Here is a 13,934-nt window from a genome sequence, read left to right as displayed (position 1 = left end):
GATCTAATCGTTAGCGACTGACGGCAAATTGCCAGATACGGATCCAATTTTGTCGCTCTTTTGCCACCTCTTCTGCACTAAAGAGCAGTGCTTTTGCCGGTAAGGGCAATGCATTATAGACGGCAGGAAGCGGGATATCGATCACCGGATACATCCAGTTGGTGGTCGGGAGAGTCTCTTGAAATTCCGGCGTTAACATAAATTGGAGGAATTGATCGGCAAGTTCCGGATGGGGGCTCGCCTTCAATTTCGCCGCCACTTCAATTTGAAGATAGTGTCCTTCATCAAAGAGAGCTGCTGCAAAGTTATCATCATGATCATAGAGCATCTGATAGCCGGGCGATGCGGTATAACTTAAGACAAAATCGCTCTCCCCTTTTAGAAAGAGGCCATAGGATTCGCTCCAACCTTTTGTCACGGTAACGGTCTTTTTCGCCATTTTTTGCCAAGCAGATTCACTCTCCTGCCCATAGATCTTCTCCATCCAGAGAAGTAGGCCTAATCCCGGCGTACTTGTACGTGGATCTTGGTAGATAATGCTCCACTGATTATCGGGATCTAAGAGTTGATCCATACTTGTCGGTGGATTTTGAATTTTGCGCTTATCGTAGATAAAAGCAAAGTAGCCATAATCGTAGGGAATAAAGGTCTTATTCTCCCATTCGATTGGGAGTTTCAGCATTGATTGATCGATATTCGCCGGGGTGAAGAGCTCGGTCTCTTCTGCCGCTGCGATCAGGTTATTATCAAGGCCGAGGATCAGATCAGCTTTACTTCTTTTCCCCTCCATACGTAGGCGATTGAGGAGTGAGACGCCATCACCAAGGGAGACAAGTTTCAGCTCACAATCACACGTTTTTTCAAAGCGTTCCTTAATCAGTGGTCCAGGGCCCCATTCCGCCACAAATGAATCGTAGGTATAGACAGTTAAGGTCGGCTTTTCGGCAAAGGCCAATGGAGAGAATCCTGTTAGCACGATAGAAGCTGTCACAAGCATTCGACGCAGTGGTCTACCAAAAGTGTGGGAAAGACGCTTAAGGGGGGAAGAAAGGGTTATATCTGTCATAACGGCTCCTGTGTAAGTATGTCACAGGATTTGAGGCAGAGCCCACGGGCATCTCGACTCTCAAATCCCTCCGCCGGTATTGTCCGGATCAGGTTCGACGGGTGAAATCTCAGCTCTCCTTGAGCGATCAAACTCGACCGACTCTCAAGTAACAGCACCCCGTTGAGATAGAGCTATTGTAGAAGCTTTGATAACTTCTGTAAACAGAACAAGGTATTAAGTAAAAAGCCCATGTCGGCACCTTTTCGAGGTCCGGCATCGATAATGCCCCATTGCCGGCGCGTAGCTTCTGGAAGAGTGCGATAGTAATCTCCGGCAACTCAACAGCCTCTTTTGTCTCAATTAATTTTGATCAATTATTCTTAAGAAGGTTTGTTGAACGGCGGGAGCCAACTATTTCATTCTTTTCACCGGTGCATGCCCGCGGTTTGGCATCGATAATACCGGGAGATTAATCATTACTTATTTGTACATATGCAGTCTAACTTGATTTGCAGATATCCCTCATTGTGTTTAGAAAATAATTTCCTCAATCGTCCTTGTAATGGCAGAAGAGAGCTACCCTTATATTGTTAGAGGATATCTATCCTATGCCGAGATATGATCTTATTATTTAATAGATCTCCAATAAATATTAAATTATAGGTTGAAGCTAAAGGGAGAAAATATGAAAACTGAAGTGCTTAAAACAGATAAAAAGAGAATTTCTTCTAAAGAATTTACGCAAAGATATATGTCGGCTGAGAGTCAACAACGTATTCAAGAGTTAACCGATCAATTAGATTTGGAATATAGTCTCATCTTAATTGAGAGAAACAGAGACATTGTCGCGCACCCACGCTCAGCATTATCTGAAAATAATCACTCTAAACAAGTAGAAAGAGCTTTCGACCGCTGTTTTGAAAATAATAAAGAAGGTCTTGAGCTACTAGCAAAGATTTAATTTTAGCGATCTATAAAATGGCTCTATTATAATTCAAGGGATTTTGATACCTTGCAGCTCTGTTAGAAACCTCCCAAGCGGAGGTTTTTTTAATGTTTGGATAGAAACTTTCTAATTTCTCAATATATCGATCCCATCAACATATCCTTAAAACGTGTCGATTTTTTCCGATTTTTTAAACATATCCGAGAGATATGTCGATCCTATCAACATATTTCATCATGATAAATGTCGAGTTGCTCTAAGAAGATTTTTGGATCGGCGGGAGCCAACGATATCGCTCTTTTTGCCGGTGCATGCCCGCCAATTGGCATCTTTGATGTCTTTTTGCCGGCGCGTGTTTCTTGAAAGAACGTGATAGTAATGGGTGGCAATTGATCAGTGCAGGTTGATCTTATTTTTTATATTTATAAGTCAGTGTCTCTATCTCTATGATTTGCATGGTGTGTTTTCTTTGAGCTACTGACATTTCAATAATCTCTTTTGCCGAACCAGGAATAATTTTTTCATACTCCTCTAATAAAATTGGAGGGGGTAGTGGTCCAGAAAAAATTTGGCTCTCAATTTGAAGGGTTTCTTTTATTTTCTCTTCTTTAATATCACTTGGGAGATCACTTGTTGCTATTTGAGTGATCCTTTCAACTTCATCGGTAACTATATTATCTTTGGTTTCGTTTGAAGAGGTTTGGTTTGTTTTACTAGGCTTATCACTTTTTGTCATCTCCTTTTTCATTATAGTCATCTCCATAATGTGCCAGTGTTTTAGCCGTAGCCTTTGCGATATCTTTAGCTACAATTTGCATATCTTCTTCAGGACTTCTTAATTTAACTTTTGCCGGCTTAATGGAAGATAAGTAATCTGTATAGTGTGTTGATGTACTGGGAATATCAGGGAAATTAATTAGTTTATTAGACCAGTTTAAGATTTTATTACTTAGCTTACTCATGTTTAAACTCCTTCTATTTAAAATAGTTGTCACATGGAACTATGATAGTTGTTTATATTCTAAGTATATATCTTCCGAAAATATAGCCCAAATTGAGATTAAGAAAGTATTAGAATACTTAACTTTTTTATTAAAACCGACTTTTGTTATTTTAGGAGGTGTTTTTTTATTATGGGAAGTTTTATAGTGTGGCGGGAGCCAACGATATCATTCTTTTCACCGGTGCATGCCCGCTATTCGGTATCTCTGATGCCTTATTGCCGGCGCGTAATTTATGGAAAAACGCGATAGTGAGAACCGGCAACTCAACAGCCCTTTTTGTCTCAATAAATTATTTTATGATTCTTAAGAGAATCTGTTGAACGGCGGGAGCCAACGATATCGCTCTTTTTGCCGGTGCATGCCCGCTGATTGGCATCTTTGATGTCTTTTTGCCGGCGCGCAACCTCCGGAAGCGCGCGATAGTGAGGACCGGCAACGCAACGACTTTTTATCTCAAGATGATTAATCGTTAAGGTAACGATATTTGCTGGCATGCAGTTTTTGGAAGCATGCAGAGGTATTCTCCGGCAACTCATCAGTTTTTTTGTCTCAATGAATTATTTTATGATTCTTAAGAGAATCTGTTGAACGGCGGGAGCCAACGATATCATTCTTTTCACCGATGCATGCCCGCCAATTGGCCTCTTTGATGCCCTTGCCGGCGCGTAACCTTCGGAAGCGCGCAATAGTGAGGACCGGCAACTCATCAGCTTCTGTTTTTTGTAAACGCATTTTATATGTCGATCCCATCAACATATTGTTAAAACGTGTCGATTTTTCTCAGCTTTTTAAACATGTCTGATTGATCTGTCGATTTCATCAACATATACTACTTCTAAAACTTAACATTAAAAATAAGGTGTTAGATAGTCGATCAACCTTATAACGATTTACTATTATTGTCATCTGATGAAGTGGAGACGATTTTAGTTCTTAAGCGATGCATGGCAGCGAGAGCTGCTTTAACGGAATTAAATCAGGCGGGGAAGTTTAGAGGAGGAGATGTTTTTATTTATCAATTTTTTATCTGTCTATGAGTTTTATCTATCATTTAAGGTGCTCAATTTTTTATGGCTGATCTGGTTGCAGATTCGCTATATGACCACAGCCCGGAGAGTGGCTAAGCTTAAAAAAGAAGGCGCGAAGATCGGTATAGAGAGCCCACTGACGATCGCTCTGCGTGAGAGGGATGCTATCGGCGGGTTGAGAATTATGCCGATTATTTTCTTAGCCACCTGTTTTCTTGGCGAAATCTATTTAACTTAAATGTCGCCGCTATTGATAAGCCGTTTTAATTCGCTCTAAAGAGAAACACCTTACTCTCTTTTGTCTTCATCTCGCGACTTAGTTGGAGTGGGGCGAGGGTGGTTTCTAGGTTGAAGCTGGCTTTGACCGGCATCTCAATGGAGAGGGAGCTGAGGGTAGAGAGAAGTGGATTCCCTGTTAAAACTTCAAGAAGCGGTTCGTAAAGCGCGTGGAAGAAGGGCGGGTCGAGGAAGAGATGTTGCCGAGGATATTGTGTGGCTAATTCTAGGAGTTCTTGATGTCCGCTTGATCCTGCTGTTAAAACCTCTAAGGCACTCCCTTTGATTAAGCGATAACGCTCCTCCGGCACTTTAAGCGTGCGGAGATTCTTCTCTAAGGTGCGAAAGACATTGGCATCCTTTTCGATAAAGATCGCCATCTTCGCTCCGCGCGAGAGCGCTTCAATGCCTAAAGCACCTGTGCCGGCAAAAGCATCGATCACTAATGCACCGGGAATAGTTGTCTGTAACCAGTTAAAGAGTGTCTCCCGAACGCGAGAAGCGGTGGGGCGTAAGCCATCGGCATTGATCACTTCAATCTTCCGGGAGCGATATTCACCCCCGATAATTTGTACCGCATCTCTCATTCTTATTTCACCTCTACTTCTGTCGCGGTTAAGGCCTTTAATTCCGCTTCTGTTGCCTCTTTTTTCACATTGAGTGTGGGGACAATATGGCCACGAATCCAGCGCTCGGTCTCTTTGGCTAACTCTGCGGTAGAGAGCGATTCCGACTCAATCGGCTTGCCAATTACAATGGTGATGATCCCCGGCTCTTTTAGAAAACGCCCTTTAGGTGCCGCAATCCCGGAGTTGATCGCCATCGGCAATACTGGTGCAGCTAACTGTTTGGCCACAATAAAGCCCCCTTTCTTAAAAGGCACTACTTGCCCAAATGGTACACGTGTCCCTTCGGGGAAGATAATGACAGAGCGCCCCTCAGCAAAACGCTCTTTTGCTTGTGTAGAGATCTGCTTTAAGGCATTTTTTCCATCTTTACGATTGATCGCAATCGGCTTTGCCTTTGCCAAACCCCAACCAAAGAAGGGAATATAGAGAAGCTCTTTTTTAAGGACAAAAGAGTGGGGCGGGAGAATAATGGTATAGATCAATGTCTCAAGCGCTGATTGATGATTGGAGATAATAAAGTGCGGGCGCTCTTTGAGATACTGAAGGTTCTCCGCACCAATGATACGATAATCGATACCCGCACCGATCCGCATCCAGCCCACTAAAATCTTCGACCAGGCGATCGTCACATTGCGATACCACGAACCGGTCAGCAGAACAGTACTAATCAGCATCACCGGCGTGATAATAAGATAGATAAAGAGAAAGCCGATAAAGGTTATAAGTGAGCGAATCCAAGTGATCATACGCAATGACTACTCCTCTGTTGATAGGGCTGATAAATCTGATGAATCAAATAGTAACGCATCCACAAACGATGCAAGATCATTATAAGTAAGTCGCTCTCGATCGTTGAGCTTTTTTTCGCTCTTAATCCCATTCCCCGTGCGGACTAAAACGGGAATAACGCGATAATCACTCTGCAACGTGGCATTCTCTGCCGCCGCCACATCGGAGCTTTTATCACCGACAAAGTAGATCACACTCGTTTGGGGCAGATCAAGGGCTTTGATAATGGTGAGTAACATGCCGGGATTCGGTTTTCGATCGGGATGAAGTGGATCATCCGCCGTGCAGAAAGCAATCTCATCGATCGCGCCTCCCACATCACTTAAGAGCGCCGCCATCTTCTGATGCATCTCTTCGAGCGCTTGATGATCATAGAGCCCGAGCGCAATTCCCCGTTGATTGGTGGCAATGCCGATCTTCACCCCTGCTTGATGCAAACGTGCCATCGCCTCTAAACTGCCGGGAATCGGAATCCACTCATCGCGTGATTTGATATAGGCGCTTGAATCCTGATTAATCACTCCATCACGATCTAAAATCACAAGATCGGGGAAGGGCAGCCGGCGCCCCTTTTCAAAATCCTGCTCCACCATAGGCTTGATAGGCTTATTACTCATCTTTTACCTTATCCTCTTATCTTTATGAATAGGTTCTCTGAATGATCTGAATCAGAAAGAGAGAGGGGAGCCACTCATCTGAATGCTCCCCTCTGCTGATCGATTCTACGCTGATGCCTCTCTCTTAAGTGTCACTCTCGCTACTTAAATACTCAGCATAAAGAGTTAAGCTCATCTCAGGGCATCATCTCGGGCATCATCTTTTAGCGCGTCATCTTTTAGTTTTGATATCTCGATCTAGAGCTGTAACTTTGAGATATCGGCGACGGTTTCAAAGTAATCCCGAATCTCTGTGAGAAGCGCAATACGATTTTGACGCACCGCAAGATCATCCGCCATCACCATTGTATCGGCAAAGAAGTTCGCAAGCGGTGTTGCTAAATTACTTAGCGCTTGTAAAATCGCCTGATAATCGCGCGCAGCAGAGAGCTTACCGATCTCCTCTTTAAGCGCTTGGCTCGCATTGTAGAGCGCTTTTTCCGAATCATTCTCTAAGAGAGAGGCCGAAACAGCGCTTGATGCTGATTCTGATTGATTGTTCTCTAAGATATTGTGAATTCGTTTATTGGTCTCGATCAATGTGCCCGCTTCTGGAAGCGCTTTAAACTTCGCAACCGCAAGGAGACGATGGTAGATATCGAGCGGATTGGTCAACTTCAATTCAGAGATCGAAGCAAAGACATCACTCGACACGCCAAGATCCGCCGAATAAGCACGAAGACGATCGAAGATATAGGTGAAGATGGTAGATACAGATTTTTCCGCATCGATCTCTGCCGGCATAGTATCGGCACTAATTTGGATCAATTTTAGTAGATCGAGATTCAACTCCGACTCAATCAACATCCGCAATACCGCAAGTGCATTACGACGAAGCCCATACGGGTCGCGCGAACCGGTAGGAATCTCGCCAATAGAGAAGATGCCAACAATGGTATCTAAACGCTCAGCAAGCCCCAATGCTAACGCCTCTTTGCTCTCCGGTAAGCGATCGCCGGCAAAACGGGGCCAATAGACCTGCTCTAAAGCATCTGCCACAACTGCATCTTCCCCTTGGACATTAGCATAGTAGCGCGCCATCGTTCCCTGAAGTTCGGGGAATTCTTGCACCATATCACTAATGAGATCCGCTTTATTAAGGCGTGCAGCGCGAGCCACTAATGCTGTATCTGCGCCAATTTCTGCGGCAATCGCTTCACTTAATGTTGCAACACGGCGAATCTTGTCCGCTTGTGAACCGAGCTTTGTTTGGAAAACAACATTCTCAAGATCGGCTAAATAATCACTTAACGGCTTTTTCTTATCCTCATTCCAGAAGAATTCCGCATCCGCAAAGCGAGGACGAATCACCCGCTCATTTCCTGAGATTACCGCTTCCGGCTCTTCGCTGACGATATTGCTCACAAAGCAGAACTTATCCACTAATTTGCCATGCTCATCAACAATGGGGAAGTAACGCTGATGATCTTCCATCGCGATAATCAGCGCCTCTTGTGGCACATCTAAGAAGTGGGATTCAAACTGACCAATCATCGCCTTAGGATACTCAACAAGTGCCGTCACTTCATCAAGTAAGCCGGCATTGATAATAGGTGTACCGATCGATTTTGTCGCGGCATGGATCTGCTCTTCAATCATCGCCTTACGCTTATGGAAGCTCGGGATAATATGCCCTTCAGACTCCATAATCGCCTCATACTGATCTGCATGGGGAATAGTAATCGGTGCTGTAGTGTGGAAACGATGGCCACGGCTCACATTGCTCGCTTGAATGCCGAAGATCTCAATATCGATCACCGCATCACCATAAACAACCGCCAACCAACGAACGGGGCGAACAAACTCAAAATCATGATCTGCCCAACGCATCCGTTTTGGAATCGGCAAACCTTTGAGCGCTTTTTCGATCATCGCCGGGAGAAGGGAAGCGAGTGATTCACCTTTCACCTCCTCTTTAAAGGTATACCAAGCCCCTTTTTCGGTCTCAAGCAGCGTCAACTGCTCAACATCAACCCCACAAGAGCGCGCAAAGCCCAAAAGTGCCGGCGTCGGCTCACCCTCTTTCATCGCCGCCTGAAGCGCAGGCCCACGACGTTCATTACTATAATCTTCCTGTTCCGATTGCAGATCCGAAATCACAACCGCTAAACGACGCGGGGTAGCATACGCTTTAATCTCTGAAAACTCTAACTTCTTCGCTTTCAATTCTGCTTCAATACCCGCTTTAAAAGCGTTGGATAAATTGTTCAATGCTCGTGGAGGAAGCTCTTCCGTCCCAATTTCAATCAGTAGCGTCTCTTTAATCATTGTGATTCCATCTAAAAAGTGTATGAAATAATCGATAGTTCCTATATAACCGGTTATTTTAGCGTATTTCGCTGGTTTATCCCAACTTATTGTAGTCTCTATTTAAATCTAAAAAAGTGAATGATTGATATCGATAAAGCAGTAATATCTCCCCTATAACAGCGTAATAGATGATAGAATCTATCAATATCTAAATTAATGATTTTCATGGAACATAAGTTTAAATGGATAAAGTGAATCAACCACTTCGCATAGGAATACTCCTTCGCAATCGCCACGATGGCCCCGGCGGGCTTGAAAAGGTGCTTGAAATTGTTGCCCGCGCAATGCCGGCGAAGAATGTCGAGCTCTTTTTTTATGGTCTATATGAGCCCCGTTATGATGCTTTTACAAAAAATTTTAAGCATCTTAAATATCTCTCTTATCCTAAAAGTATAATGGCGTTGAAGGGGATTCTCCCGCGCACGCTTTTTAGAGCTTTGCAAAAGACTTATGTTCGTTTTAATGGCGATAAACTTTTTGATGAGATGGCAAAGGATCAGCTCGATGCCTTAATTACGATGGATCTCTCTAAACAGTTTTTGACTAACTATCCATTTTTAAAACGCTTTAAAGAGAAGACAGGAATTCCGCTCTTTTCCTGGATTCATCTCTCCTTAACGGGAAGTAGCGAAGCAACCGCAATTGAAGTGGCGAAAAAGATCGATCTTTTTGATGCCCATTTAGCCATTAGTCACGGCATTGCCGATGAACTTCGTGATGATTATAAAGTGAAGAATGTTACCGTTGTCTATAATCCTGTCGATGCTGCGGAATTGGTGGAGCGAGATAAGAATCGCTTTGTCTATATCGGGCGTATTAGTGATATTAAACGGGTCGATTCCCTCTTAGAAAATCTTGTTTCACTAAAAGGTGATTGGCATCTCGATATCTTCGGTTCAACGGGAAATCCAGAAGGGGATGAGAAGTTTAAAGCTCATATTACGGCGCTCAATTTAGAGCAAAAGGTAACCTTCCACGGCTGGCAGAAAGATGCTTGGGATCAGGTGCAAAGTGCCGGCGTTACACTGCTTAACTCTATTAGAGAAGGCTTACCGCTCATTATTATTGAGTCGATGATGCGCGGTATTCCCGTTCTTGCTACCGATTGCCCGACAGGCCCGGCAGATCTCATCACAGTTGGAAAAAATGGCTGGCTCTATCCGATGGATGAAGAATTTCAAAGCCGAGAATATCTCCAAAAGATCCTCGATGGCGAGTTAGAACTCCCAAGCCCCGAAGCGATTCAAGCAAGTGTTCAGGGCTATGAGACGAGTAACTATTTAAATAATTTTATTGGCTGTATAGAACGCGGGAGAATCTTTAAATAGTAAGTGCTTTAAATACATTTTTGGCAACTAATTCAGGGGAAATACTATCGATATTGTCTTTTTTCTTAGGAACCCAGATTACCGTTGAAATTGATTTATCTAAAGGAACCCAGTGAGGAGTTCGTTGCCTCATTAATGCTATTACCGGTGTTTTAACTGCATTGGCTAAGTGAATCACAGATGTTTCTACTGAAATTATCAAATCAGAAAGTTTTAACATAGCGGGGAGTTGATAAAAATTTTCTGTAGCACTATATGAGTAGGTGTTAGATAAACTATGCTCTTTAATATTTTTGTCTAATGATGAGATTAATTCGGGTAGCGTGTTAATCAGAAAAGTAGTTTTTTGAAACCGTTCGTTTTGTCGTATTATTTCGACTAACTTAAGAGCCTGTTCTACTTTCCAAGACCTTTTAGGGTCTTTTGCTATGTAGTTAATAAAGATCGTTGGTGAGGATTCTACTATTTTTAAATTTTGGAGGTGTTTTTGAGCAGCTTTAAGCCACTGTTCAGGAATATCGACAAATGGTAGTCTATCTTGTGGTGATAGTGTTACACCTGCAAGTTGCTCTGCCCATGAGTTATAAACTGCACTGATATGATCTCCAGGCTTTAAAGGTTTGCTATAGAATGCTAAATCTAAAACTCTCCATGATGGCCTTTTAATTAAATGGTGTTTAAAGCGATACCATTTTAAATTAATTTTTAATCCGACAAGTAGCCCTTGTTCTCCAGCTATTTTCCGTCCTAAAATCTCTGTTTGTTCATCTTGTAATGTTCCTAGGGTAATCACTATCGGATATTTTTGTTGGTGGGCTTCTGCAATTGATTCTTTTAGGAATTTGGGAGCGTAATTACGACGATAGATCTTATTATAAAAACCGCAAGTCTCCAACCAATCGTAGATTACATAGTTCTCGAGAGCTGGCCATTTGCTTGCATCTTCCGTACAGCGATTTTCTAATATGAATAAGTCTATTTTTATGTGAGGGTACTTTTGATGAAAAGCTCTAAACATGTTTTGCATATAGGTGTAATCACCAATAGCTAAGTGGATTAAAAATAGAACTCGATCTGTTTTTTGAAGTTTTGTATTAGATAAGACTTGAGTGTATTTCATCGGTATAATTATTTTTAAGAGAAAAAGAGTTAAAAGTTAGTCTATAACGATAAGACTATAAAAGTTATAAAAGTTATAAAAGTTATTGGAAGAATAATTCCTGAGAGGCGAAGTAATTCGATATTTAATAACTTTTCTTTTTAGATCTGCATAATCTTCATCCTCTGCTATCATAGTATAAAAATTTTTGGGGAATTTATTCCCTATATTTGCTGCATCACCATTTAAGCGTAGAGTTGTTAATGGTGTTTGATAATACCTTAGAGCAATGCCTTGTTGCTTAACGTACTCTTGAAATATCTTTTCAGCACAACAGCCTGTTTTATGAAAGAAGTTAGAATAGTATGACTCAGGTTTTGGTAAAGATTTAAATAATCTGCTGGCAATATCAGATTTTGTTAAAAGAAATAAGTCGCTTGTTAAAGGAATCGCATCAAATCAGAGGCTTCTAAGCCTCCATATTTACTTTTCCATTGATAGTACGTAGCACTACTAATGCCGTACTCTCGGCAGATATCGGTCACTTTAACGCCTTTTTCTGCCAGTTTTAAAATGTTTACAATTTATGTTTCTGTGAATTTTGATCGTTTCATGATTTCCTCCATCTAAATAATGATGACAGAAATCTTTAGTTTTGGCTTGTGTTTTTTTAGGGTAAGTTTACGGTGGAGAAATAGTTAAATCAAATGCGTTAAACTTTGATGTATCTATTCCTTTATCTGGATAAAATGCATATAGATCCTTATATAGCCCCTCATCCCCAATAGACCGTGATACTACTGTTCTTTTTGCTGTTATTAGCTCTGATTTATCAGGATACTTGTAGGCAAGTCTGGTTGGATCTTTAGCTAGATAACTTTTTTCGTTTATACAATGTTTTGCTATTAAAAATAGAAGCCTTTTTTAAATAGAACAGGGAAGCATGTTCCCGTAACAATCCATCTGTTTTTATCTAACTCATACTCTAAATACCGCTCTTCTGTATAGTCAGGATAATCTTCAGAGGTTGTCTCATAAAGCAGTTTTTGCATATTTCCAATCTATTAGTAACCTTTTTTGAACAGCTTGAGCAGACCAATAAGTTTCTTCTTTTGTATGAAGGGTACCTGATGAGATAACAATTAAGGCTAACGCTTCGTTTCTCCCTAAATCGCAAGCTTTAAGTAAAAGCTCTTCATTGATAAAACTGTACCCTGTAGATACCGATTTTTCTTTTTGAGCCATAATGTCCTAGTAAAACGTAGTTTTTGAAAGAAATTATATAAGTTATGTAATGCTTGCCATATTGTAGTATCTATTTCTTATCTGCCACTCGGCAAGCTTTACTTATTGAAATTACAAACAACCTTCCCTCTCTGATTATTAATTTTATCAGCCTGATATGCTTGCGCTAGACCAATCATAATTGATGAGAAAGCTAGTGACATCCAATAGCCTTCATACAAGCCGATATGACTATTGATCGGCATAATGGCAACAAAGCCCATCATAATCCACATATTTCCCGCTCTTGCTGTAAACATACGGATAAAGAGGTAGAGAAGCACTAAGAGATAAGGAATAAAGCCGATTACTCCTGTTTCGATTAATACCTCTAAGCCGTGTAGATGTGGCTGCCATACGTAGTCAAAGATTTTATACTCTTCTGGATAGGTTTGATAAACCTCATCAAAAGCTCGGGGGCCAACACCATTGATCCAGTAGTTAGGAATCTCGGCAAAGCCTACATTCCAGATATTAGTACGATGAGATGTGACTTGTGCTAAGAATCGATCTGTCCCAAAAGCGGATGTAGTAGATTGGAAGCGTTTCTGCACAATCTCTGATTGGCTAACGATCGTAAGCCCGGCAATAGCGATGATGGCAATTGCTCCAAAAAAACGCAACTTATGCTTAATTTTGCCGTTATAAAGAAGATAGATAATAAAGAGCAGGGCAGAGACAAAGAGGGAGATCATCCCCGCACGAGCACCGCCGATAAAGATCGCTGTTGTTAGAATCAGTACTGTGATAACCGCAAGTAAGATTCGAAGCCAGCTGAACTTCTCTTCAATTTTTTGATAGAGAAAGAAGAAGACGATCGGCGCGAAAGTCCCCAAAAAGTAACTCAAATGTGCTTTACCTACAAATACACCGAAGACTCGATCCCCTATTACAAGGTCATACCCCAAAATATGGTAATTGGTCTGCCACTGGATAATGGCATCTATCGCGATAAAGAGAACAGCGATAAAGGTGATTAGCGTTAGGCGCTTCTCATTCCCCTGATATTGCACCATCGCAACGGCAATAACGCCGATAAAGAGATAGCGGACAAACCGCCCTAATACAGATAGAGACATCGATTGATTTAATGAATCGATAGAAGCGATCGCCACTGGAATCAGAAAGGCTAAAGCAACATAGAGATAGCGATTCTCCTTTAGCTCATCAAAGTAGAAATGCCAATTGCGAATCAAAAGATAGATAGCAACAAGCGTCCCGATAACAGTGAAAGACTCCAATACAAAACGGCCTAAAACCATCGAGAAGAGAATCATAAAGAAGTAGAGGTAGAGATTGTTTTGTAATAACTTCATAGAAATAGCATCGTTTGATAAACGGATAAGTGATGGATTAAGGAACAGTTAAAAAAATAACTAGCGAAAATTAATTGGATACGATTATCGCATATCTTAAGGAATAATCCTTTTCAATTTTGAGTTTTTCGGGTGTACGATCTAAAACATAATAAAGATCCATGGGAATACTATCTATTTGAATCTGTAATCATTATGTGTAATATAAAAGCCTAAACAAA

Annotated in this window: 17 protein-coding genes, 1 pseudogene and 1 riboswitch; of the genes and pseudogenes, 3 read left to right on the top strand and 15 right to left on the bottom strand. The window is 41.5% G+C overall.

Annotated features, from left to right (window positions below):
• Positions 1–10 precede the first annotated feature (10 nt).
• Both thiB and B9T19_RS10590 read right to left on the bottom strand, forming a co-directional pair.
• Positions 11–997 (bottom strand): thiamine ABC transporter substrate binding subunit, encoded by a 987-nt coding sequence (gene thiB / locus B9T19_RS05090; RefSeq protein WP_094567699.1) that lies wholly within the window; start codon positions 995–997, stop codon positions 11–13.
• A gap of 116 nt (positions 998–1,113) precedes the next feature.
• Positions 1,114–1,238, bottom strand: a riboswitch (TPP riboswitch).
• Entirely contained in the window at positions 1,194–1,385 is a 192-nt protein-coding gene (locus B9T19_RS10590) for a hypothetical protein (RefSeq protein WP_158214356.1), read from the bottom strand. Its footprint overlaps the riboswitch before it by 45 nt.
• A gap of 348 nt (positions 1,386–1,733) precedes the next feature.
• On the opposite strand from B9T19_RS10590, the gene B9T19_RS05085 reads away from it, so the two are divergent.
• Positions 1,734–2,009, top strand: coding sequence for a hypothetical protein (locus tag B9T19_RS05085; protein WP_094567523.1), 276 nt, complete (start codon positions 1,734–1,736; stop codon positions 2,007–2,009).
• Between the two features lie 394 nt (positions 2,010–2,403).
• On the opposite strand, the gene B9T19_RS05080 is transcribed toward B9T19_RS05085, so the two are convergent.
• The 4 genes from B9T19_RS05080 to B9T19_RS05060 form a co-directional block, all read right to left on the bottom strand.
• Positions 2,404–2,742 carry a DUF2335 domain-containing protein gene (locus tag B9T19_RS05080; RefSeq protein WP_158214355.1) on the bottom strand — a complete coding sequence of 113 codons (339 nt, stop codon included), beginning with the start codon at positions 2,740–2,742 and terminating at the stop codon, positions 2,404–2,406.
• A complete protein-coding gene (locus B9T19_RS05075) occupies positions 2,717–2,956 on the bottom strand; it encodes a hypothetical protein (protein WP_094567521.1) in 240 nt (79 codons plus the stop codon). The genes B9T19_RS05080 and B9T19_RS05075 overlap by 26 nt, the downstream gene beginning before the upstream one ends.
• 323 nt (positions 2,957–3,279) lie before the next feature.
• Positions 3,280–3,492, bottom strand: a complete 213-nt coding sequence (locus B9T19_RS05065) for a hypothetical protein (RefSeq protein ID WP_094567519.1) — start codon at positions 3,490–3,492, stop codon at positions 3,280–3,282.
• Between the two features lie 55 nt (positions 3,493–3,547).
• A complete protein-coding gene (locus tag B9T19_RS05060) occupies positions 3,548–3,730 on the bottom strand; it encodes a hypothetical protein (RefSeq protein ID WP_094567518.1) in 183 nt (60 codons plus the stop codon).
• A 270-nt stretch (positions 3,731–4,000) separates the two neighbouring features.
• Here B9T19_RS05060 and B9T19_RS05055 point away from each other — a divergent pair, with 270 nt between their 5' ends.
• Positions 4,001–4,264 carry a hypothetical protein gene (locus B9T19_RS05055; protein WP_094567517.1) on the top strand — a complete coding sequence of 88 codons (264 nt, stop codon included), beginning with the start codon at positions 4,001–4,003 and terminating at the stop codon, positions 4,262–4,264.
• A gap of 25 nt (positions 4,265–4,289) precedes the next feature.
• Here B9T19_RS05055 and rsmD read toward each other — a convergent pair whose 3' ends face one another.
• From rsmD to glyS, 4 genes are all read right to left on the bottom strand, one after another.
• Positions 4,290–4,889, bottom strand: coding sequence for a 16S rRNA (guanine(966)-N(2))-methyltransferase RsmD (rsmD, locus tag B9T19_RS05050; RefSeq protein WP_094567516.1), 600 nt, complete (start codon positions 4,887–4,889; stop codon positions 4,290–4,292).
• Between the two features lie 2 nt (positions 4,890–4,891).
• The gene (locus B9T19_RS05045) at positions 4,892–5,677 is read right to left on the bottom strand and encodes a 1-acyl-sn-glycerol-3-phosphate acyltransferase (protein WP_094567515.1); all 786 of its coding nucleotides are present in this window, start codon (positions 5,675–5,677) and stop codon (positions 4,892–4,894) included.
• A 9-nt stretch (positions 5,678–5,686) separates the two neighbouring features.
• Positions 5,687–6,337, bottom strand: a complete 651-nt coding sequence (locus B9T19_RS05040; RefSeq protein WP_304441079.1) for an HAD-IIIA family hydrolase — start codon at positions 6,335–6,337, stop codon at positions 5,687–5,689.
• A 237-nt stretch (positions 6,338–6,574) separates the two neighbouring features.
• Complete coding sequence (glyS, locus tag B9T19_RS05035) at positions 6,575–8,644, bottom strand: glycine--tRNA ligase subunit beta (RefSeq protein ID WP_094567514.1); 2,070 nt, start codon at positions 8,642–8,644, stop codon at positions 6,575–6,577.
• Positions 8,645–8,868: 224 nt separating this feature from the next.
• On the opposite strand from glyS, the gene B9T19_RS05030 reads away from it, so the two are divergent.
• Positions 8,869–10,014, top strand: a complete 1,146-nt coding sequence (locus B9T19_RS05030) for a glycosyltransferase (protein WP_094567513.1) — start codon at positions 8,869–8,871, stop codon at positions 10,012–10,014.
• Here the strand turns inward: B9T19_RS05030 and B9T19_RS05025 are convergent.
• The 5 genes and pseudogenes from B9T19_RS05025 to B9T19_RS05010 form a co-directional block, all read right to left on the bottom strand.
• Positions 10,007–11,134 (bottom strand): glycosyltransferase family 9 protein, encoded by a 1,128-nt coding sequence (locus B9T19_RS05025; RefSeq protein WP_094567512.1) that lies wholly within the window; start codon positions 11,132–11,134, stop codon positions 10,007–10,009. The genes B9T19_RS05030 and B9T19_RS05025 overlap by 8 nt on opposite strands.
• Before the next feature lie 428 nt (positions 11,135–11,562).
• Positions 11,563–11,697: pseudogene (locus tag B9T19_RS05020) on the bottom strand (transposase); the annotation flags it as partial.
• Between the two features lie 321 nt (positions 11,698–12,018).
• On the bottom strand, positions 12,019–12,165 hold the full coding sequence (locus tag B9T19_RS10585; protein WP_158214354.1) for a hypothetical protein: 147 nt from the start codon (positions 12,163–12,165) through the stop codon (positions 12,019–12,021).
• A complete protein-coding gene (locus B9T19_RS05015) occupies positions 12,146–12,358 on the bottom strand; it encodes a hypothetical protein (protein WP_094567511.1) in 213 nt (70 codons plus the stop codon). The genes B9T19_RS10585 and B9T19_RS05015 overlap by 20 nt, the downstream gene beginning before the upstream one ends.
• A gap of 98 nt (positions 12,359–12,456) precedes the next feature.
• Positions 12,457–13,713 (bottom strand): O-antigen ligase, encoded by a 1,257-nt coding sequence (locus B9T19_RS05010; RefSeq protein ID WP_094567510.1) that lies wholly within the window; start codon positions 13,711–13,713, stop codon positions 12,457–12,459.
• Positions 13,714–13,934: the final 221 nt, after the last annotated feature.

The sequence above is a fragment of the Ignatzschineria sp. F8392 genome, from assembly GCF_002252045.1.
GTDB lineage: Bacteria > Pseudomonadota > Gammaproteobacteria > Cardiobacteriales > Wohlfahrtiimonadaceae > Ignatzschineria.
This window is presented reverse-complemented; position numbering and strand designations above follow the sequence as displayed.